Source organism: Flavobacterium sp. CG_9.10 (assembly GCF_015752245.1).
Classification (GTDB): domain Bacteria; phylum Bacteroidota; class Bacteroidia; order Flavobacteriales; family Flavobacteriaceae; genus Flavobacterium.
Map to the genome: position 1 here is coordinate 86,702 of NZ_JADOVD010000013.1, position 21,247 is coordinate 107,948.

The 21,247-nt window shown below is 32.1% G+C and carries 10 protein-coding genes and 1 pseudogene; all 11 read right to left on the minus strand.

Annotation, left to right across the window (positions count from 1 at the left end):
* Positions 1-2 precede the first annotated feature (2 nt).
* The 11 genes and pseudogenes from IWX84_RS12140 to IWX84_RS12190 all read right to left on the minus strand — a co-directional run bounded on the left by IWX84_RS12140 (position 3) and on the right by IWX84_RS12190 (position 20,923).
* A complete protein-coding gene (locus IWX84_RS12140; protein WP_196851023.1) occupies positions 3-344 on the minus strand; it encodes a DUF892 family protein in 342 nt (113 codons plus the stop codon).
* 467 nt (positions 345-811) lie between these two features.
* Entirely contained in the window at positions 812-1,804 is a 993-nt protein-coding gene (locus IWX84_RS12145; RefSeq protein ID WP_196851024.1) for a 2-hydroxyacid dehydrogenase, read from the minus strand.
* A 1,060-nt stretch (positions 1,805-2,864) separates the two neighbouring features.
* The gene (locus IWX84_RS12150; protein WP_196851025.1) at positions 2,865-3,692 is read right to left on the minus strand and encodes an ice-binding protein; all 828 of its coding nucleotides are present in this window, start codon (positions 3,690-3,692) and stop codon (positions 2,865-2,867) included.
* A 394-nt stretch (positions 3,693-4,086) separates the two neighbouring features.
* Positions 4,087-8,685, minus strand: a complete 4,599-nt coding sequence (locus IWX84_RS12155) for a chemotaxis protein CheB (protein ID WP_196851026.1) — start codon at positions 8,683-8,685, stop codon at positions 4,087-4,089.
* Positions 8,686-9,047: 362 nt separating this feature from the next.
* Complete coding sequence (locus IWX84_RS12160; RefSeq protein ID WP_231385484.1) at positions 9,048-11,084, minus strand: response regulator; 2,037 nt, start codon at positions 11,082-11,084, stop codon at positions 9,048-9,050.
* Between the two features lie 64 nt (positions 11,085-11,148).
* Positions 11,149-15,177, minus strand: coding sequence for a response regulator (locus IWX84_RS12165; protein ID WP_196851027.1), 4,029 nt, complete (start codon positions 15,175-15,177; stop codon positions 11,149-11,151).
* Between the two features lie 35 nt (positions 15,178-15,212).
* Positions 15,213-15,776, minus strand: a complete 564-nt coding sequence (locus tag IWX84_RS12170) for a chemotaxis protein CheB (protein WP_196851028.1) — start codon at positions 15,774-15,776, stop codon at positions 15,213-15,215.
* Positions 15,755-16,603, minus strand: coding sequence for a CheR family methyltransferase (locus IWX84_RS12175; RefSeq protein WP_196851029.1), 849 nt, complete (start codon positions 16,601-16,603; stop codon positions 15,755-15,757). The genes IWX84_RS12170 and IWX84_RS12175 overlap by 22 nt, the downstream gene beginning before the upstream one ends.
* A 186-nt stretch (positions 16,604-16,789) precedes the next feature.
* On the minus strand, positions 16,790-17,224 hold the full coding sequence (locus IWX84_RS12180; protein WP_196851030.1) for a response regulator: 435 nt from the start codon (positions 17,222-17,224) through the stop codon (positions 16,790-16,792).
* A pseudogene (locus tag IWX84_RS12185) lies at positions 17,224-20,304 on the minus strand (ATP-binding protein); the annotation flags it as partial. The gene IWX84_RS12180 and the pseudogene IWX84_RS12185, both read right to left, overlap by 1 nt.
* Positions 20,305-20,353: 49 nt before the next feature.
* Positions 20,354-20,923 (minus strand): helix-turn-helix domain-containing protein, encoded by a 570-nt coding sequence (locus IWX84_RS12190; RefSeq protein ID WP_196851037.1) that lies wholly within the window; start codon positions 20,921-20,923, stop codon positions 20,354-20,356.
* Positions 20,924-21,247 lie beyond the last annotated feature (324 nt).

Consider the following 21,247-nt stretch of genomic DNA (forward strand, 5'->3'; position numbering starts at 1 on the left):
CATTAAATTTCTTTTAAAGATTTATTGTCTCCGTACATCGCTTCATATTTAGTTACAGTTTCTGATTCACCTATTGAAGTAAAAATATCTTCTAAACGTTTTATATGTGCTTTTGTAAAATCATAATGTATGGTTAATGCGTTAACTAATTCTTTGTTTGCAGCTTTTTTAATCATTATCGGAATAGATATGATTAATGCTTTTTCTGAGAAGTATATTTCTTTAAGTTCATCTACAAAAATATTGCGACAACCTTGTTTTATTTCGGTTGCTGCTTTCTCTGAATTTCCTTTTTCTTCTTGAAGTATTCCTTTTTTATCAATAATGGTGTTAGTACTTTTCATTTGATTTATATTTTATAGCGCTAAACTTAACATATTGTAAATTTCCGCTTTATTCCCCTGTAAACCTTTATACAATTTCCTGAATGACTTACAACTTTCACACATTTGTATAAAATATTGCTGTTAAAACAGGCTTATTTTTTTACTCTATCTTCTTCGTTCTCTCCAATGATAACCAAGAGGTGATTTTTCCGAATACCCCTTTTTATTTGGGCGTACATGATTTGTTCTAGTCCAATAAACTTCTCTTTGTTTATATCTTCTTTCGTACTTATTCCACACCCAGCCTCGTCAATCCAAATAAAATTAGCCGCTTGACTTAGATTTCTTACAACTTCAAAATAAGTGGGTTCTTAGTCAACATAACTGGGCGGAACAACCATTAAATACTAATGCGGATCCTACCAAAACTATTCGTAAAAAAACCTTTTTCATACTATAGATTTTAAAGACTAATAATTTAATTTTTAGAGTTTCACTTCATTTTCTAAAGGCATTCCGTTTTCAAAATCAGTGAAATTTTTTAGTGTTATAATTGCAATTTGATCTAAGGCTTCTTTGGTAAAAAAACCTTGATGCGGCGTAATTAATACATTATGGAAAGCTAATAATCGCTGAATTAAATCATCTTGAATAATACTTTCTGATAAATCCTTAAAGAACAGATTTTCTTCTTGCTCATAAACGTCTATTCCCAGATACCCTAATTGTCCATTTTTTAAAGCATCTATAGCATCACAGGTTTCAATTAACGCTCCACGGCTGGTATTAATCAGCATAGCTCCTTTTTTTATTTTAGTAAAAGCTAAACGGTTAAAGAGATGTTTTGTGTCTGAATTTAATGGACAGTGGAGCGAAATGATATCAGAGTTTTTCAGAATTTCATCCAATGTCTTATATTTAACTCCTTTATCTTTTAATTTTTCCGATTCGTAAACGTCATACGCAAGAACTTTGCAGCCAAAGCCTAACATGATGTGGCAAAAAGCAGTGCCAATTTTTCCAGTTCCAATTACTCCGACCGTTTTTCCATAAAGATTAAATCCGATAAGGTTTTCCAATGAAAAATTACTCTCTCGAACTCTATTATAGACTTTATGAGTTTTCCTATTTAAAGTCAGAATTAATGCCGTAGCGTGTTCAGCTACTGCTTGCGGAGAGTAAGCAGGAACGCGCGTCACTTTTATATTTTTATTTTTAGCAGCTTCAATATCTACATTATTAAAACCCGCACAACGCAAATCAATTAGTTTGACACCTGTTATTGATAATTTTTCAATGGTTACAGCATCAATTTTGTCGTTTACAAATATGCAAACAGCTTCAAATCCTAAAGTTAAATTAGTAGTATTGGCATTTAACGGAGCTTCAAAATAAATTAACTCATGCTTATTGTCCATATTGAATTTATCCAAAAATTTGCGATCATATGGTTTTGTACTGAATACAGCTATTTTCATAATTATTTTTTAGAATTTGTGTTTTTATTTAGCATCGTTTTAAGATTAAGACGGCTGATTAATGATAACTATTTTAATGAGCTAATTTATAACACACTAAATTAGTTTTTTTATCTAAAGGGTATTGTAAAATTTACTTAAAGAATTTTAAAATTGAAGTATTTAATTGAATGAAAGTTTTATTTTACTGGAGATTTCAAAAGAGAGTTTACTATACCAACTAGTTGTGTCAGTTGCAACAATTGTAGTATTATCTATAAAAATTTAAACTTTAAAATTCATTGCGGATGTAATTGAAAAAGGTTTTAAATAAACGTAACGATAATGATATTACATAATAAAATCCCTCTGAATTTTAAAAAGTCCAGAGAGATTTATTCGATATTTGACCAAGCAGAGTGTTCAAATTTTTTTAATTTGATACCTGAAGAAATCTTCTTATTAACGTAAGAGAATACAAGCAGGATTACAATGCAATTGGATTAATTATTTTGCTTTTCTGTTTCAAAAGAACTATGAGTCTACTTTAAACAAATTAACAAAAAAACGGTCTATGATTCATCTTTTGTAGTACGAACTAAGCTAATACCAGATACGAAAAACACTATACCAAGTACACCGTAAATAATAAGCGATTTAATATCGCGTGTGTCACCTGTAGTGCTTGAAAACACAACTGCAGTGTAAATTAGACCACCTATTCCGAGAGCAGTAAGTAACGCTCCAAAGATTCTTTTTAGATTCATAATTTTTTTTTTAAGGGTTTGTTTATATATAACTAAATTTTTATAAAAGTTCTTGTTTAAAACTTCTTCAACTAATAAAATTGATGTTTTTAACAGCTGTTTTACTAATCAGAAATAAAGATACAAAAACTTAATAAGCACATTTAATGCAATTTGATAAAGTTAATCAAAAGTAAAATATTTATAAAACATAATTGTTTCACGATTTTGTGAAAAATTTATATTATTCACAGATTGTCATTTTTAGAATACTTTTATAAAAAAAAAAGACTGCCCGTTAAGGCAGCTTCTTATGAGAATTATAATATTTTAATCTATTGTGGTTTAGTAACCGAATTCATTTGTAGTGTTACAGCAGTTTGTGCCATCATTCTTCCGTTGATTGTAGCCTCAGTCTGCAAATTGATACCGGTCATCCCTAATATGTTTCCTTCAAAATGACTAGTTGTTCCGCAGGTTACCGCATCTGAAACTACCCAAAAAATGTTTTTGGCTTGTACTCCTCCTGTTAATGTCATTCTAACAGCTGAACTCAGTTTAAGTGTCCCGGCCACTTGGAAAATAAAAACATCAGTTGGACTACCTGAAATAGTAATATCAGTTGGGATATTAAGCGCAGTTGTCCATTTATATAAGCCAGGTGTAAGTGTTTTTCCACCTATATTTCCAGCACCTAAATTTAAAAAATCAGGATTAGTTCGTCCTGCTGCATCCGTATATGCCGTTTGCATGTCACCAATAGCTACCGTCAATTTTGTAGCGTTATTCACGCTGCACGGAAGTGGACCAGCTGCATCAACTGTGTATATTGTTCCTACTACTTCATTACATTTAACTAATATGGCAGCACCAGTAATTGGGCTTGATCCAATATCGCCAGTAATAGATGATTTATATACATCTGTTATTCCTGTTTTTGATAGTATTGCAAAATCTCCTGCAATACCAAGATTAACTGCACTCAATGAGCCAGCTTTTGACTGCATATTATAGGTTTCATTAAAAGAAGTAAGAGGAGAACTTGAACTATTTGAATTTGCCGATATAGTAGATGCTGAATCCTCAGTAGTATCATTGTTACAACTGGATAAAAAAACTACCGATAGCATGGCAAGGGTAGATAGCGTATTTCTTAATTTCATAACACATTTATTTATTTTTGTGACGTATTTATCACATTACAAATGTGAAGCTATAGCCATTAAATAAGTTACAAAATTTTCATATTTAGTTATAACATTATCGTTTCTGAAAGAAAAATTGAAAAAGCACTAAAAATATGATACTATTTATGTACTACCTAATTCTTATCAATTATGAATTTAAAAAATAGGTGTAATTGTTTTTTAAGTATTTGAAAGGATTAGATTTTCATAATTTATCGATTACAATTTGGTATATCGATGTAAAAAAATTGTATAGAGAGGACTACAACAAAAAATGAGTTAAATTAATTGAGTGTAATTTATAAATTGCCAATACATAACCCTAGCGAGATATTACACTAAAATAAAATATTGACAATAATTTTCGCAATTAAATATTTTTGATTTTCTCCAATTCTTCCTTTAATTCATCACATGATTGTATACAAATCTCTTCAAGTTCCATGATTAAGTCCTCAATTTTATCTAAATGTTTTTCTTTACTTGCATATTCCTGAATTTTTTTCGCCAGATCTTCAACATCAGAACTGATACCCATTATTGAAAACGATGGAATTATTTTATGCGCAGCAGCGCTTAATAATGGCCAGTTTTTTTCGCCAAAACTTTGTTTCATTGCCGAAATTATTGTTGGAGTTTGGATTAAATAAAGCGATATCATTTCCGCCATCAAAGTTGCATTTGATTTTGTACGGGTTTTTAAATATTCTAAATTAATACATCTTATTTTTTTATTTTGAACTTGATCCTTTTGTGATTTTTCAGTACTCTTTATAACGTTTTCTGAAAGTTGATCCCTTTTTAGAATACTAACTATCTTACTGTATAATATTCGATCATCAAGAGGTTTTGCAATATAATCGTTCATTCCTGCTGATTTGCATTTAGCTAAATCTACGGTGGTGACGTCAGCAGTTAAAGCAATGATAGGAATATTTAATTTCAGTGTCTTACGAATATATTCTGTGGCTTGAAATCCATTCATTTCTGGCATTTGCAAGTCCATCAAAATAATATCAAACTCACTCTTTTGTAATTTTTCAATAGCAATTTTACCGTTTTCAGCGATATCATGAACGAAACCAAAATCATCTAACAATGTTTTCATTAGTAATTGATTAAGCGGAATATCTTCGACAACTAAAACTCTTATGTTTTTTATTTTATTATCTAATTCAATTAATGTCGCTTCTGAAACGGGTTTTTCATTTGTTTTTTTAAAGGTTAATGAAAAACTAAATGTTGAACCAGCATTAAATTTACTCTTTACACGAATACTGCCGCCTTGTGATTCTACTAATTGTTTTACTATTGCAAGTCCTAATCCAGTTCCGCCATATAATCTTGAAGTTCCACTGGATGCTTGTTGAAAATTTTCAAATATCCTTGCTATTTTTTCTTTAGGGATACCTATTCCTGTATCAGTAACTTCAAATTCAAGAATTACTTTTTCCTTATCTTCATGCAAAAGATGAACGCTTACCTCAATTGAACCTTTGTTTGTAAATTTAATAGCATTACTGACCAAATTTAAAATAATCTGATGCAAACGAATTGGATCGCCAGCAACAAAATTTGGAATTGTCGGATCAAATTGAGTTATTAATTCTAAATTTTTTTCTTGAATTTTTGTTTCAAAAAGATGCAACATTCCTTCGATTGAAGATTTTATTTTAAAAGGTTTTTTTTCAAATATCATTTTACCCGCATCTACTTTTGCTAAGTCGAGTATGTCATCTATAAGCACGATTAATGAATCACCGCTAATTTTTATGGCTTCTAAATATTCTTTTTGTTTTTCTGACAATTCTGTCTTCAAAACTACTTTAGTGAAACCGATAATCGCATTCATGGGTGTGCGGATTTCATGACTCATGTTGGACAAAAATTGTTGTTTTGCTTTCATAGCTTCTTCTGCTAATTGCGTTGCTGCCTCCGCTTTACTTTTTGCTTCTTCAGCAATTTGAGTCGCTAACTCAGCAAAAATTATAGCTTCGAAAGATTCTTTTTCGATTCTTTTTTGTTCTGTAACATCTCTTGCAACAATTACTACTCCTAATATATTTCCTTTGTCATCTTTGTACACTGATCCGTTGAATATTACATCAGTGAGTTTTCCATCTTTGTTGCATAGTGTTAAAGGAGAATCAGTTACAGTTCCATTTGCAAATACTTCTTGATAAACTTCACAGGCTTTTTGAGGTTCAGTAAAATGGTCAAAGAAATTGGAATCTTTTAATTTACTGCGTGATAAACCGGTTATTTTTATAGTTGCCTGATTCATGTCAGTAATCTTGCCTTCAATGTTTAGGGTCATTAAAGGATCAAGACTGGCCTCAATTAGGCTTAACGAATATTTTTCTTTAAGATAATAACGAGAGCGATCCGTGATATCTTCGATGGCGAGAAGAATTAATTGTTCGCTATTCATTTTTTGAATAATTAATTGGGCATTTAACAACATTATCTTCTCCCCGATTCCTGTGAAGGTATGAGTTACTTCAAAATTTTCGAAACCATTATTTTTTGAAATAACATCATTCAACATTAACCGTAATTTTGGGATATTCCATTGTTTATTCCCCAGGTCAAATAATGATTTTCCTTCCGTTTCGACCTTTTCAACAAGAAATTTTTTGTAAAAAGATTTGTTTGCCGATTTTACACTAAAATCTTTTTGCAGGATAAGCATTGGTTCATGAATAGTTCCAATTATTGCCTCAGAAAATTCATGTGATTCAGTTAAAAGATTATGTCGCATTTGCAATTCCTGATTGGTGCAAATAAGTTCTTCATTGGTAGCTTCAATTTCTTCCTTTGAGGTCTCTAATTCTTCATTTAAAGTTTGAAATTCCTCATTAGATGAAACGATTTCTTCATTAGCGGCTTGTAATTCTTCATAAGTAGTTTCTTGTGATTCAATGATGGAAATCATTTCTGAGCGTATTTTATTTAACTCCTCAGTCAGTTTTTTTATTTTTAAGTCTTTCTGGGAAGAAATATATTTTCCATCTGTATCATTTTCATTACTCTGTGCAACAGCCTCTTGCGGTTTAAATATAATAAGTAATAAAGGTTCGTCCCATTCATATTTTAGGGGACTAACTTCAAAAGACATCATACGTAAAACCGAATCTATTTTTATTTCTATACCGAATTTATATACGGATTCCTTTGTAGCAATAGCTGTGTTAATCGCATTACGAAGTTCAAAAGCAAATTCCGGTCGTGCCATCTTTAAAATGTTAAGACTTGCTTTTCCAGAGGAGTGTACTAGATAAGCAGATACAGGCCCTCTAAAATGGAGGATATCCATGTCTTTATTAACAACTGCGCAGGCCGGCATATAATTGGTAAGTAGAATAGAATCGATTATATCCTCTATACCAACAGGATTTAGACTTGTACTTTTCGGTGTGGGGATTGTTTTTTTATTGGACATATTTACGCGTGTAAAGCGAGGTGTTAATTCAAGTAATTTCAGTACTCCCAAATTATTTTTACGGGAATAAATTTTATACTTATTATTCATTATTGTAAAAAGCTGTGATGTTATACCGATACTTTCAGCTTTACCAAGCATTAGATATCCCCCATCATTTAAAGCAAAATGAAGGGAGGAAAACACCTTTTTCTGTGCGGCAAAATCAAAATAAATAAGAAGATTACAACAACTTACAAAATCCATACGCGAAAAAGGGGAATCACGCAAAATATTGTGTGGAGCAAATACACACATATCACGAACCTCTTTAACAATGCGATAATTGTCGCCTACTTTTGTAAAATAAAGGTCTATATATTTTTTAGAAATGGTTTTCATGTCATTTTGAGAATATTCACCAATGCGGGCTTGTTTAATAGCATGTTCGCTGAGGTCTGTGGCAAAAATCTGAACGGGTATCTTATTGACTTTATCTTGCAATTCGCTAATTATCATTGCAATGGAGTAGGCTTCCTGACCTGTAGAACAAGCTGGAATCCAAATTCGCAATGTATCGTCAGCTGTTTTGCTTTTTAGAAGTTTAGGGAGAAGAGTAGTTTTTAAATATTTGAAAGTTTCTTTTTCCCTAAAAAAACTAGTTACATTAATAAGCAAATCTTTATATAATATTTCTATCTCATTATTTTTTTCGAGTAAAAGTTTTACATATTCCTCTATAGTTTTTATACCATAATGCTGCATTTTATGACTTATTCTTCTCTTGATAGTAGCCATTTTATAATGACTAAAGTCAACCCCAGTTTGTTTAAGTAAAAGTTCAAAAATGGTATTTAAATCGAAATTATTATTTTTTAAAGCTACTTCACTTTCTTCATCTTTTTCTTTATTATCTTTTAATAAAAAATTATTTTGGCTAAGACGTACTATTTCAATTGCAATTTCTTCAGGAGGTAAAATATAGTCAACGGCTCCTGTGGCTATAGCTGAATTAGGCATACTACTGGCTTGAGCAGTTTCATCCTGGGCAAAAGTAATTCCTCCTGCAGCTTTAATGGCTTTTAATCCAATCATCCCGTCATGTGCGTACCCTGAAAGAACAACGCCAATCACATTTGATTTATGAGTTTCGGCAAGAGAAGAAAAAAGAACATCTATGGATAAGTTGGAGCCCATTTTTTTTAGTCTTGGAAGCAACCTAATGTGTCCATCAACGACAGCAATTTCTTTATTAGGAGGCATTACATAAACATTATTTGGCTCCATTTTCTCCATATTATCTATTTCCTGCACTTTCATTTTCGTAATCTTCGATAAGATAGTAGTAAGTAAACTTTTGTGGTCAGGATTGAGATGCTGTGCATAAATAAAAGCCATACCGGTAGTAGAAGGCAAGTTTTTTAATAAAATACTGACTGCTTCTAGCCCTCCGGCTGAAGCTCCAATAGCTACAACTGTAAAAGATTCTTTTTCAACTTCTTTTTCTGGAGTCAATTTATTCAGAGTCTGTTTCTTAGCTAATTTCATAGTAAAGTAAATATGTATTTTTTTTATAGTTATGAGATTGGCCACAATTTTTTGTTTCAGCCTGAACTCCTGGATACCTCATAATTAAAAATCTAAAAAAATATTTGATTAAAAGTAGGGAAATGTATTTTATAAATGGATTAAATAGTACTTATTATAACACAAAGAACCAATGAATATTGGATGTGGATAAGAATAAATAGGCGGTGTTATTAAATTCGATTTTTAATTTTATTAAGTTGTTCCTTTAAATTGATATAGACCTGTAAAGAAACTTTTTAAACTTGCAGCACTAAATAATGTATTCCCTTATTTTTTTCCTATTCTCTTTTTCCTCCACATTTTCAGTACCGTTTACCAGTTTAGCTATTGTTAAGATTGCTTACTATTTTGCTGAATAATAATTTCTCATCAACTGGTTTCGCAAGGTAATCATTCATTCCCACCGCTTTGCATTTTGCTAAGTCCATAGTAGTTACGTCAGCGGTTAATGCAATAATGGGAATTGTAGATTTCAAGGTTTTTCTAATATATTCAGTAGTTTCATAGCCATTCATTTCTGGCATTTGTAAGTCCATCAGAATAATATCGTACTCTTTTTCTTTAAGTTTTTCAATTGCAATTTTGCCATTCTCAGCAATGTCCCGATCAAATCCAAAATCATCTAAAAGCGTTTTCATAAGCAATTGGTTGAGAGCTATATCTTCAACAACTAAAACCTTTATATCTTTTATTTCTGAATCTAAAATCATTATCTCATCTTCCAATTCAGCATCGAATTCTGTTTTTTGGAAACTTAAAGTAAAACTAAAAGTTGACCCTTCATCTACCGTGCTTTTGGCACGAATACTACCACCTTGCGCTTCTATTAATTGCTTTACAATGGCTAGCCCTAGCCCAGTCCCACCATATAATCGGGAGGTTTCAGTATTTGCCTGTTGAAAATTTTCAAAGATGGTTCCTATTTTTTCCTCGGAGATACCAATTCCAGTATCTTTGACAGCAAATTTTAGAATAACAGTTTCAGCATCTTCATGTAATAAATCAACGCTTATCGTAATTTCGCCTTTCGTTGTAAATTTGAGGGCATTACTCACCAGATTTAAAATTATTTGATGCAAGCGAACTTGGTCTCCCACTAGAATACTTGGAATTTTGTTATCGTATTCTTTAATTAATTTTAAATTTTGTTCTTGAATTTTTGTTTCAAATAAATGAAGCATAGCTAAGATCGAAGACTTCATTTTGAAAGGTGTTTTCTCAAATGTCATTTTACCGGAATCTACTTTTGCTAAATCAAGAATGTCATCGATAAGTACGATTAATGCATCGCCGCTAATTTTTATTGCGTTTAAATATTCTTTTTGTTTAGTTGTCAAATCTGTTCGGAGTATCACCTTTGTAAATCCAATGATTGCATTCATTGGCGTGCGAATTTCGTGGCTCATATTCGACAAAAATTGCTGTTTTGCGTTTAGGGCATTTTCAGCGATAATAGTGGCTTTCTCCGCTTTTATTTTTGCTTCTTCCGAAATTTTTGTGGCTGCTTCCGCCAAAATTTTAGCTTCAGTTAATTCGGTTTCAATTCTTTTCTGATCGGTAACATCTCTGGCGACAATAACAACACCAAGCACATTTTCTTTGTCATCTTTATATACTGAGCCGTTGAATAATACATCAATCAATTTATTGTTTTTATGACGAAGTATTAATGGAGAATCTGCAACATAACCTTGTTCGAATACTTTTTGATATACTTCACGAGCTTTTTGCGGATCGGTGAAATAATCAAAAAAATTAGTGCCGATTAATTTTTTTCGTGATAAGCCGGTTACTTTTACCGATGCATTATTCATATCCGTTATTTTCCCTTTTGGGCTAATTGCAAACAATGGATCATGACTTGCTTCAATAAGACTAAGAGAATATTCTGAAAGTAATTTTTGAGCGTTTAAATCGGTATTAAGTTTTTTCAGTTGTTCTGCCTGGACTAATAATTCCTGATTTTTCTTATGTAAATCTACAAAAACAGCCACCTTTGCTTTTAATATTTCCGGTGAAAGCGGTTTAATCATATAGTCTACTGCACCAGCTTGATAGCCTTTGAATACTTGTTGAGAATTGTCCATACTCGCCGTTAAAAAAATAATGGGAACATGTTTAAGATTTTCTATTTGGCGAATTAATTCTACCGTTTCAAATCCATCCATTTCAGGCATTTGCACGTCCATTAATACGAGTGCAAAATCTTGTTCGTGAAGAAGAATTTTTAAAGCTTCATTGCCTGAATTAGCTTTTACGCATAGATAATTCTCATCTAAAAGAATTACTTGTAAAGCAAATAAATTTTCTGGAAGATCATCAACCAATAAGATTTTAATAAGGCTATTTTCTTTCATTTTTAATAAAAATTATTCTGGCAATTTTATGTTTATAATTTCATGTATTCAATAAATGGTGTAATTATTTGCTTAACCATACTCGCATCAAAGATAATAATCGTTCCACATCTATAGGCTTAGTAATATAATCATTGGCGCCAGCATCAATACATTTTTGCTTATCGTCTTTCATGGCTTTTGCGGTAAGGGCGATTACGGGTAAGTTTCTGAATTTTACCTGAGATCGTATTCGTTTCATAGCTTCGTATCCGTCCATTTCCGGCATCATAATATCCATTAGTACTAAATCGATGTTAGTATGTTTATCCAGCATCTCTAAGGCATTCTTTCCGTTTTCTGATTTTATGACATCCATCCCACGTTCTTGTAATATTTTGGATAAAGCAAATACGTTTCGCATATCATCATCGACCAATAATATTTTTTTAGAATGGAAAATGGCTTCTTTATCATGCAAATTATTTATAATCGTTTGCTTTGATTTTGGCAAATTGCTGATTGTCCTATGAAGGAAAAGAGCCGTTTCATCAAGTAAACGTTCTTCGGATTTTATGCCTTTTATAATAATGCTCTCCGCATATTTATGAAGCAGATCATTTTCTTCTTTTGTGAGTTCCTTTCCAGTGTAAACAATAATAGGAGGCAAGTTACGTCCTTTTATATCTTCCAGTTTGTGGATAAGATCAAAACCGCTCATGTCTGGTAAACCAATGTCCAGAATAACACAATCAATTTGATTTTGCTGATAAATTTCCAAGGCCTCTTTGCCAGTTCCCGCTTCAAAACATTTTACATCACCATTACCAATGAGTATTTTGATTGCTTTTCTGGAATTTTCATTGTCTTCAATAATCAAAAGGTTTTTTATTTTTCTGTTGACAAAATTTTCAATTCGGTTAAAAGCTTCTTCCAGAGCATCTTTAGATATTGGTTTCATTAGATATTCTACAGCACCTTCTCTTATTGGTTCCAGTGAACGGTCATTTGCCGAAATTATATGAACCGGTATATGCCTTACAGATGGGTCTGCTTTCAACTCCTGCAAAACTTGTTTCCCTTTGATTCCCGGTAAACCAATATCCAGAATAATGGCTTGTGGTATGAATTTTGTAGCAAGCAGTAAGCCATCTTCTCCAGTGGCTGCTGATAAGCATTTGAATCCTTTTTTGTTGGCCTGCTTTAAAAGTATGCCGGCAAAATTCTTATCGTCTTCAATAATAAGTAGTACTTTATCAGTAGGGTTTATGGTATCTCTATCGTCCTCAATAGTGCTATAATTGAGATAGTTTACATCATTTCCAGAGCGAGGAATATACGGTATAGGTTGCAATGGAATTGTATTAGCGGGTTCTTGTTCAGGGTGTATTTCTAATGGTATTAGGAGAGAAAAAGTGGAACCTTCCTCCGGATTACTATTCACTTTAATTTCGCTTTCTAATAATTTTGCGAGTTCACGCGAAATAGAAAGTCCTAATCCTGTACCGCCATATTTTCTTGAAGTACCGCCTTCGGCTTGTTGAAAAGCTTCAAATATGGTCGTTTGCTTATCCTCTGATATTCCAATACCCGTATCAGTAACTGAAATATTTAAACTAGTCTTGGTATTGCGGTCAATACGTATTGTCACACTCCCTTTCTCAGTAAATTTGATGGCATTGGATAGGAGGTTTTTCAATATTTGATTCAAACGTTGTGAATCGGTGTGGATAAATTCGGGCAAATTATTGGCCAATTGGCAAGTGAGTTTCAATCCTTTTTGTTCTGCCTGATGTTTAAAATTTAGAAGTAGGTCGTCTGTGAAGTTTTTCAGCGATACTTTTTCAACATTTATGGACATTTTTCCCGCTTCAATTTTAGAGAGGTCAAGTACTTCATTAATTAGAACGAGAAGATCATGCCCACTTTTATAAATGATTTCAGCACTTTCAACCTGAACTTCATCCAGGTTTTTCTTTCTGTTTTCTGATAAATCTTTAGATAAAATAAGCAAGCTATTAAGCGGCGTTCTTAATTCATGCGACATGTTTGCAAGGAATTCTGATTTATACCTACTACTAATTTCAAGTTGTTTTGTTTTTTGTTCAATATCATTTTTAGAAGCCTCAACTTCTTTGTTTCTTTCTTCTAATGATTGGGTTTGCACTTCCAATTCTTCATTGGTCATTTGCAATTCCTCCTGTTGCTGTTTAAGATTTTGTGCTTGCTGTTCTAGTTCCTCATTCAGTTGCCTAAGTTCTTCTTGCTGTATTTGAAGTTCCTCAGCTTGAGTCGAGAGCTCTTTATTCACAAAATGCAACTCTACCGCTCGTTTTTCTTTTTCTTCATTTTGAAAGGCAAGTTCTTTATTAGCGATTCCTAATTCTGCGGCTCGTTTTTCTTTTTCATCATTTTGATAGACGAGTTCTGTATTAGCGATTCCTAATTCTGCGGCTCGTTTTTCTTTTTCATCGTTTTGATAAGCAAGTTCTTTATTAGCGATTCCTAACTCATCGGCTCGTTTTTCTTTTTCGTCGTTTTGATAAGCGAGTTCTTTATTAGCGATTCCTAATTCTGCGGCTCGTTTTTCTTTTTCATCGTTTTGATAAGCAAGTTCTTTATTAGCGATTCCTAATTCTGCTGCTCGTTTTTCTTTTTCATCGTTTTGATAAGCAAGTTCTTTATTAGCGATTCCTAACTCTGCTGCTCGTTTTTCTTTTTCGTCGTTTTGATAAGCAAGTTCTTTATTAGCGATTCCTAACTCTGCTGCTCGTTTTTCTTTTTCGTCGTTTTGATAAGCAAGTTCTTTATTGGCGATTCCTAACTCTGCTGCTCGTTTTTCTTTTTCGTCGTTTTGATAAGCAAGTTCTTTATTAGCGATTCCTAACTCATCGGCTCGTTTTTCTTTTTCGTCGTTTTGATAAGCAAGTTCTTTATTAGCGATTCCTAACTCTGCGGCTCGTTTTTCTTTTTCTTCTGCTTGTTGAACGGTATTAACACTTATTGCAATGCTGTTCATAGAAACAGTGATAAATTCTTTTTCTGTTTCATTGAAATCAGTAAGCTTGCCCATTTCTATTACACCTATTGTCTTGCCATCCAGTAAAAAAGGAGTAATGAGTATGTTTTTTGGTTTTGCATTGAGAATGCTTGAAGTAATGCGTATTTGATCTTCATTTGTAGTTGTAAAAGAAATCTGTTTTTGTTCCCAAGCGGCTTGACCAATTAATCCTTCATTTAACTTGAAATTTTCTTTAGTGCCTTCAGCGGGCGTAAAGGCAAATTTTCCACTGAGAATAAGAGCGTTTTCCTTATCATTAAATAAATAAACGGCTCCAATATTGGCTTTCAGGTAGGTACATAAAAAACGTATGGTATTGTTTGCCAATTCTACTATGCTTTGGTCGCCTATTAATTTTTCATTAAGTTCTGCATTACCAGTAAGCAACCAATTTTTGCTGGCATTTTCTGATTCGGAACTTTTAAGTGCTTTTAAATTTGTAGCAACTATATGGTAAACTACTACAAGAATCAAAGAAATGATTAATAATAAAATAACAAAAACAATGTTAAACTTGCTGGCATCTTCTTCACTGGCTTGAATTCTTTCAGTAAGTAAAATATTTTCTGTTTCCTGAGCTTGATCAACTATTTTTCTTATTTCATCTTGAATTTGTTTCCCTTCCCCTGAAGCAACAAATTCTTTGGCTTTTTCATAATCTTTTTTGCGAAGAGCAATGACTTTACTTAAATTGTCAAAATGGATTTTAATTTCTTTCGTAAGCTCTTCAACGTTATTTTGCTGAATGGGATTGTCTTTTGTTATTTCCTTAACTTTATTAAGTTGTTCGATTAGTTTTACATTGGCAGATGTAAAAGGTTGCAGAAAATCAACATCTCCCGTAACGACATAACCTCGTACTCCTGTTTCTGCATCAACGGTTAATAGCAATATTTGCCCGAATTCGTATAGTACATTATTGGAATGATTTACCAAGGTATTCGATGCGATGAATTTTTCATTGTTTTTAACAGAGAAAATTGCAACTCCTAAAAGCACTACCGCACAAGCAATAAATCCTGTTGCTATTTTTTTACCAAGGGTCATTTTCATTTTGTTATTTGTAAAGTTTATTTTGAATATCTTTTTTATTGATCTATTTTTATTAATAACTCGACTATATTCTCTAATGATTTAATATAATCGGGTTCAATAGCGGCAATTGCTGACTGTGGCATATAGGCTGATTCTGCTGTTTTTGGGTCCTGAATAATGATTAGACCGCCACATTCCTTTATTCGTTTAATGCCTTTTGTTCCGTCATTATTAGAGCCGGTTAGCACTATTCCAATTAACTTGTTTTTGTATGCTTCGGCTGCCGATTCAAATAATACATCAATTGATGGTCTTGCAAAATTCACACGTTCATCTATCGTAAGGGAAAAGGTTTTATCTTTTTCGATCAGCAAATGATAATTAGGAGGAGCAATATAAATTTTGCCTTTTTCAATTTGTTCTTTTTCATCCGCTTCTTTTATTTCGAGAGAACTTTTTTCATTCAAAAGTTTAATCCATTGGCTATCAGAACGAGCGCTTAAATGCTGCACGATGATAATGGGTATACTAAAATGTGCAGGCAAGGTTGAGAATATAGTTTTCAAAGCATTCATACCACCGGAAGAAACTCCTATTACAATTGCTTTGTACTGCATTTTCTGTATTTCTTTTTAAATATTCGTTGTTTAAGGTCTACCTCAATGTATTCCTCAAAGAAATCGGTAAACCGTATACTTTCTTTAGTCCCCAAAGATAAAACTCCCCCATTAACAAGACTATTATAAAAAAGAGTCTGGACTTTATTTTGTAAATTTTTATCAAAATAAATCAAAACATTCCGGCATAATATTAAGTGAACTTCTGCAAAAACACTATCGGTTACTAAATTATGATTGGCCCAAACAATATTTTTTTTTAAAGATTGATTCATAATGACGTTATCGTAATGGGAAGTATAATAACTCGAAAAAGATTCTTTTCCTCCTGATAATTGATAATTTGAAGTGTATTCTTTTATCATTTTATTCGAAAAAATCCCATCTTTGGCATGATTCAAAGCCGTCTGATTAAAATCAGTGGCATATATGGTGGTTCTTTCATACAAGCCTTCTTCTTGCAAAAGAATAGCTATCGAATACGCTTCTTCACCTGTAGCACAACCGGCATGCCATATTTTTATAAAAGGATAGGTCTTTAAAATAGGGATTACTTTTTCTCGTAATGATTTATAAAATGCAGGGTCACGAAACATTTCGGTTACGGTTATTGATAAATCTTGCAAGAGTTTAGAAGCAAATTGCTCATCATTTAAAACCATAGATTGCATTTGAGCAACATCTTCAAATCCCGAAAGTGCCATGTTGTTCATAATTCTGCGCCTAATATGGGCTTGCGAATACTCTCTGAAATCGTAACCGTATTTCCTATAGATGGCTTCTAATAACAATGAAAGTTCTATATCCTTGGTGTCTTTATCTTTCATTTTTTTTAAACAATTTTGGTTTTAATCCGACCAAATTTGGGTGTGATTAATCTAATTTATGAATGAATTTTGAACAAAGCAATCGTACAAATGTATTACATACGATCCATATACCAATTTAATTCTTTTTCCATTTTTTGGTACTTGAAAATAGCAGTGATTATTTTTTGTAAGCGAACAAATATATTACATACGATCCATATACCAATTTAATTCTTTTTCCATTTTTTGGTACTTGAAAATAGCAGTGATTATTTTTTGTAAGCGAACAAATGCAGTTTCACTTTTCACTACATAATCAAACGCTTTGTGATGCATGCAGTTTATGGCCACTTCAATTTTATCTTGGGAAGATAGCATTACCACTGGAATTTCTGGATTGAAAGTTTTTATTTTATTCAAGGTTTCAAGTCCATTCATCGCATTTTCTACTATACCATCAAGTTGATAATCTAATATTACTACATCCGGATTGTGTGATATATTTGCTATACAGAGCTCTCCGGTTGGGTACGTCTCTATTATAAAATCAGCATTCTCCAAAAAATCAATTTCTAAAGATTTTAAAAATAAGGCATCATCATCTACTAGGAAAATCTTTACTTTAGTATCATTTTTCATTATATGGTATTTTTGATTATATTAAGTTCTTCTTGTAATTCTTCACATGCTTGTGTACAAATATTTTGAAGTTGGTTAACAAGATCATGAATTTCATCTGCTAATTCTTGAGTTTTGGCTAATTCTTGAATTTTTCTAGCCATGGTTTCAAAATCTGGATGAATTCCCATGATTGAAAATGACGGAATCATTTTATGAACCGTGGCCTGTAATAATGGCCAATTTCTATTTACTAAGCTGTGTTTTATGGTCTTAATTAATGCAGGAGTTTCCGCTAAATAAAGGGAAATCATTTCCGACATCAGTTCTGGATCCGATTTTGTACGTTTATTTAAATAAAATAAATCAATACATTTTATCTTTTCACTTTTTTTATTTTCTTTTTCAATATTTTCGGCAAGCTTTTTATTTAGCTTTTCAAGTTTTGGCTTTTTTAATAGTGCAACTATTTTACTGTACAATAGTTTTTCATCAAGAGGTTTTGCTACATAATCATTCATTCCTACTGATTTGCATTTTGCTAAATCTACTGTCGTTACATCAGCAGTTAATGCGATTATGGGAATTTTTGAATTCATCTTGTTACGAATGTATTCTGTGGCTTCAAATCCATTCATAATTGGCATTTGTAAATCCATCAAAATTATATCGTACTTATTATTTTGTAGTTTTTCAATAGCAATTTTGCCGTTCTCTGCAATATCGCGCTGAAACCCAAAATCATCTAATAATGTTATCATCAATAATTGATTGAGAGCGATATCCTCTACAACTAACACTTTTATATTTTTTATATCAGTATCGAGTTCTACAAATTCACTTTCCAATTCCGCATCGACATTTGTTTTTTGAAAACTTAATGTAAAACTAAATGTTGTTCCAATATTTACAGTGCTTTTTACTCGGATTTTGCCTCCTTGAGGTTCAACTAATTGTTTTACAATAGCAAGTCCTAATCCAGTTCCCCCATATATCCTTGAAGTTCCACTTGTCGCTTGTTGAAAATTATCAAATATGGTGTCTATTTTTTCTTTAGGTATTCCAATTCCGGTATCATTAACAGCAAACTCAATTATTACTTTATCCTCATCTTCATGCAACATATTTACACTTACATTAATGGTTCCTTTTGATGTAAATTTTACGGCATTACTGACTAAATTTAAAATAATTTGGTGTAAACGAACTGGATCCCCTACCAAAACATCCGGGATTTTACTGTCGTAATCCATAATTAGTCTTAAATTTTTTTCTAGGATCTTTGTTTCAAATAAATGGAGCATGGCGGTAATGGACGAATTCATTTTAAAAGGTGTTTTTTCAAATACCATTTTGCCTGCATCTACTTTAGCTAAATCTAATATGTCATTTATAAGTACAATCAATGCATCGCCACTCATTTTGATTGCATTTAAATATTCTTTCTGTTTAACAGTCAATTCTGTTTTTAAGACCACTTTCGTAAACCCAATAATTGCATTCATCGGTGTACGAATTTCGTGACTCATATTCGACAGAAACTGTTGTTTCGCCTTCACTGCATTTTCGGCAATTACGGTCGCAAATTCAGCGTTTATTTTTGCCTCTTCGGCAATTTCAGTAGCTAGTTCTGCAAAAAGTCGTGCTTCTATTGATTCTTTTTCAATTCTTTTCTGTTCTGTAATATCTCTGGCCACCACCACAACACCAAGTACTTTGCCTTGTTCATTTTTATATACCGAACCATTCAATAAAACATCGGTTAATTGATGATCTTTGATAGTTAGGGGATAATCAGCGATAAACCCTTTGTTAAAAACTTCTAGGTATCCTTTGCGGGCTTCTTCTGAATCAGTGAAATAATTAATGAAATCAGAACCAATTAATTTTTTACGGGAAACACCAGTTACATTAACAGATGCTTCATTAGTATCTGTTATTTTTCCTTTTGGGTTAATTGTAAATAAAGGATCACGACTTGCCTCAATTAAGCTTAAAGAATATTGAGACGCTAATTTCAAAGAATTGCTTAATACTTCCAGTTCTTTGTTTACAATTTTCTGTTTTTCTTTTTCATTATTTTGAAAAATAAGTTCTTTATTGGCAATTAGTAACTCTGCCGCACGTTTTTCTTTTTCATTGTTTTGAAACCGAAGTTCTTTATTCGCTATAACTAACTCATCTGCACGTTTCCCTTTTTCATCATTTTGATAAGCAAGTTCTTTATTGGCAATTACTAATTCATCTGCACGTTTTCCCTTTTCATCGTTTTGGTATGCTAATTCTTTGTTGGCAATAACTAATTCGTCTGCACGTTTTCCTTTTTCATCATTTTGATAAGCTAATTCTTTGTTGGCAATAACTAATTCATCTGCACGTTTTCCTTTTTCATCATTTTGATACGCCAATTCTTTATTGGCAATGACTAATTCGTCCGCGCGTTTTCCTTTTTCATCATTTTGATATGCCAATTCTTTATTGGCAATGACTAATTCGTCCGCGCGTTTTCCTTTTTCATCGTTTTGATAGGCTAATTCTTTGTTGGCAATAGACAGTTCCTCAGCACGTTTTTCCTTTTCATTATTTTGATAGGCCAATTCTATATTGGCAATAACTAACTCTTCCGCACGTTTTTCTTTTTCATCGTTCTGATAGGCTAATTCTTTGTTGGCAATCACGGACTCTTCAGCACGCTTTTCCATTTCATCGTTTTGGAAGGCCAATTCATTATTGGCAATTCGTAATTTTTCAGCCCATTTTTGCTCTGCGATATCTCTGGCAAAAATTACAGCACCTAGTACAATTCCTTTATCATTTTTATAAACGGCACCATTGAAAAATACATCCGTTAGTTTACCTTCTTTATGTTGAATGGTAAGCGAATAATTAGAAACTGCTCCATTTTTAAATATTTGCTGACAAGCTTCTAGTGCTTTTTGAGGTGCAGTAAAATAATTAAAGAAATCTGTTCCTTTCAGTTCTTCAGAAGACAACCCAGTAATGTTTGCCAAAGCTTCATTCATATCCGTAATTCTCCCTTCAATGTTAATAATAATTAAGGGATCTAAACTGGCTTCAATAAGACTTCTAGCGTATTGCAATTCTTGAGTTTGTATGATTTCTATTTTTATTTAAAAACTTTTATATGAATTATGTCAATTCTTTTTCCTCATTTTTAATACCAACTTCTTCAATCGGATTCCTTCTTTTATCTTTCAATTGTTTAAAATGGGAAGGGGAAAGACCGGTAACTTTTTTAAATTGACTTGATAAATGCGCGACACTACTGTAGTTCATTTTCCAAGCAATTTCGGTTATATTTAATTCACCGTAAATAATCAATTCTTTAATTCTTTCTGTTTTATGGGAAATAATAAATTGTTCAATTGTAGTTCCTTGTACTTCTGAAAATAAATTAGACAAGTACGTATAATCATGATTCAATTTTTGACTTAAATAGTCCGAAAAGTTAATTTTGATTGTTTCAGTTGAATGGTGAACCATCTCAATAATCACATTTTTTATCTTTTCGATAAGCATGGATTTTTTGTCGTCCATTAATTCTAGACCTGAATTTACAAGTCCGATTTTCAATTGTTCGCGTTGACTCATAGTAATATTTTCCATGATTTCAACTTCGCCTAAATCAACAACAATAAAGTGTAGTTTGAGTTTTTTCAACTCTTCTTTCACTACCATTTTGCAGCGATTACTAACCATGTATTTGATATATAGTTTCAAATTAATTTTTTTATAGAGTTGGTGTAAAAATCAGTTTATTATTTTTGAGTTGTTTTATACAATTTTTAAAAAAAATTACATAATTCACGGATTGTTAATGCCCGCTTCGTTCTTTAACCATAATTTATAATCGATATTAAGCATATTTTAAATTGATCCACTGTAACTTTTTGAGTGTTAGAAAAAAACCAGATTAAAGGTTTTTTACCAATACTGTCCTAAATAAATTTCAAGTATAATAAAATTTGCAATTTCATTGGCTTGAGACTGAAAAACAATAGTTTTTTAGAATAGAACCCCTTG

Excerpts from the sequence above, each read along its gene's own strand:
- IWX84_RS12140 (WP_196851023.1), bottom strand. The coding sequence starts at position 344 with ATGAAAAGTACTAACACCATTATTGATAAAAAAGGAATACTTCAAGAA.
- IWX84_RS12145 (WP_196851024.1), bottom strand. The coding sequence starts at position 1,804 with ATGAAAATAGCTGTATTCAGTACAAAACCATATGATCGCAAATTTTTG.
- IWX84_RS12150 (WP_196851025.1), bottom strand. The coding sequence starts at position 3,692 with ATGAAATTAAGAAATACGCTATCTACCCTTGCCATGCTATCGGTAGTT.
- IWX84_RS12155 (WP_196851026.1), bottom strand. The coding sequence starts at position 8,685 with ATGAAATTAGCTAAGAAACAGACTCTGAATAAATTGACTCCAGAAAAA.
- IWX84_RS12160 (WP_231385484.1), bottom strand. The coding sequence starts at position 11,084 with ATGAAAGAAAATAGCCTTATTAAAATCTTATTGGTTGATGATCTTCCA.
- IWX84_RS12165 (WP_196851027.1), bottom strand. The coding sequence starts at position 15,177 with ATGAAAATGACCCTTGGTAAAAAAATAGCAACAGGATTTATTGCTTGT.
- IWX84_RS12170 (WP_196851028.1), bottom strand. The coding sequence starts at position 15,776 with ATGCAGTACAAAGCAATTGTAATAGGAGTTTCTTCCGGTGGTATGAAT.
- IWX84_RS12175 (WP_196851029.1), bottom strand. The coding sequence starts at position 16,603 with ATGAAAGATAAAGACACCAAGGATATAGAACTTTCATTGTTATTAGAA.
- IWX84_RS12180 (WP_196851030.1), bottom strand. The coding sequence starts at position 17,224 with ATGAAAAATGATACTAAAGTAAAGATTTTCCTAGTAGATGATGATGCC.
- IWX84_RS12190 (WP_196851037.1), bottom strand. The coding sequence starts at position 20,923 with ATGGTTAGTAATCGCTGCAAAATGGTAGTGAAAGAAGAGTTGAAAAAA.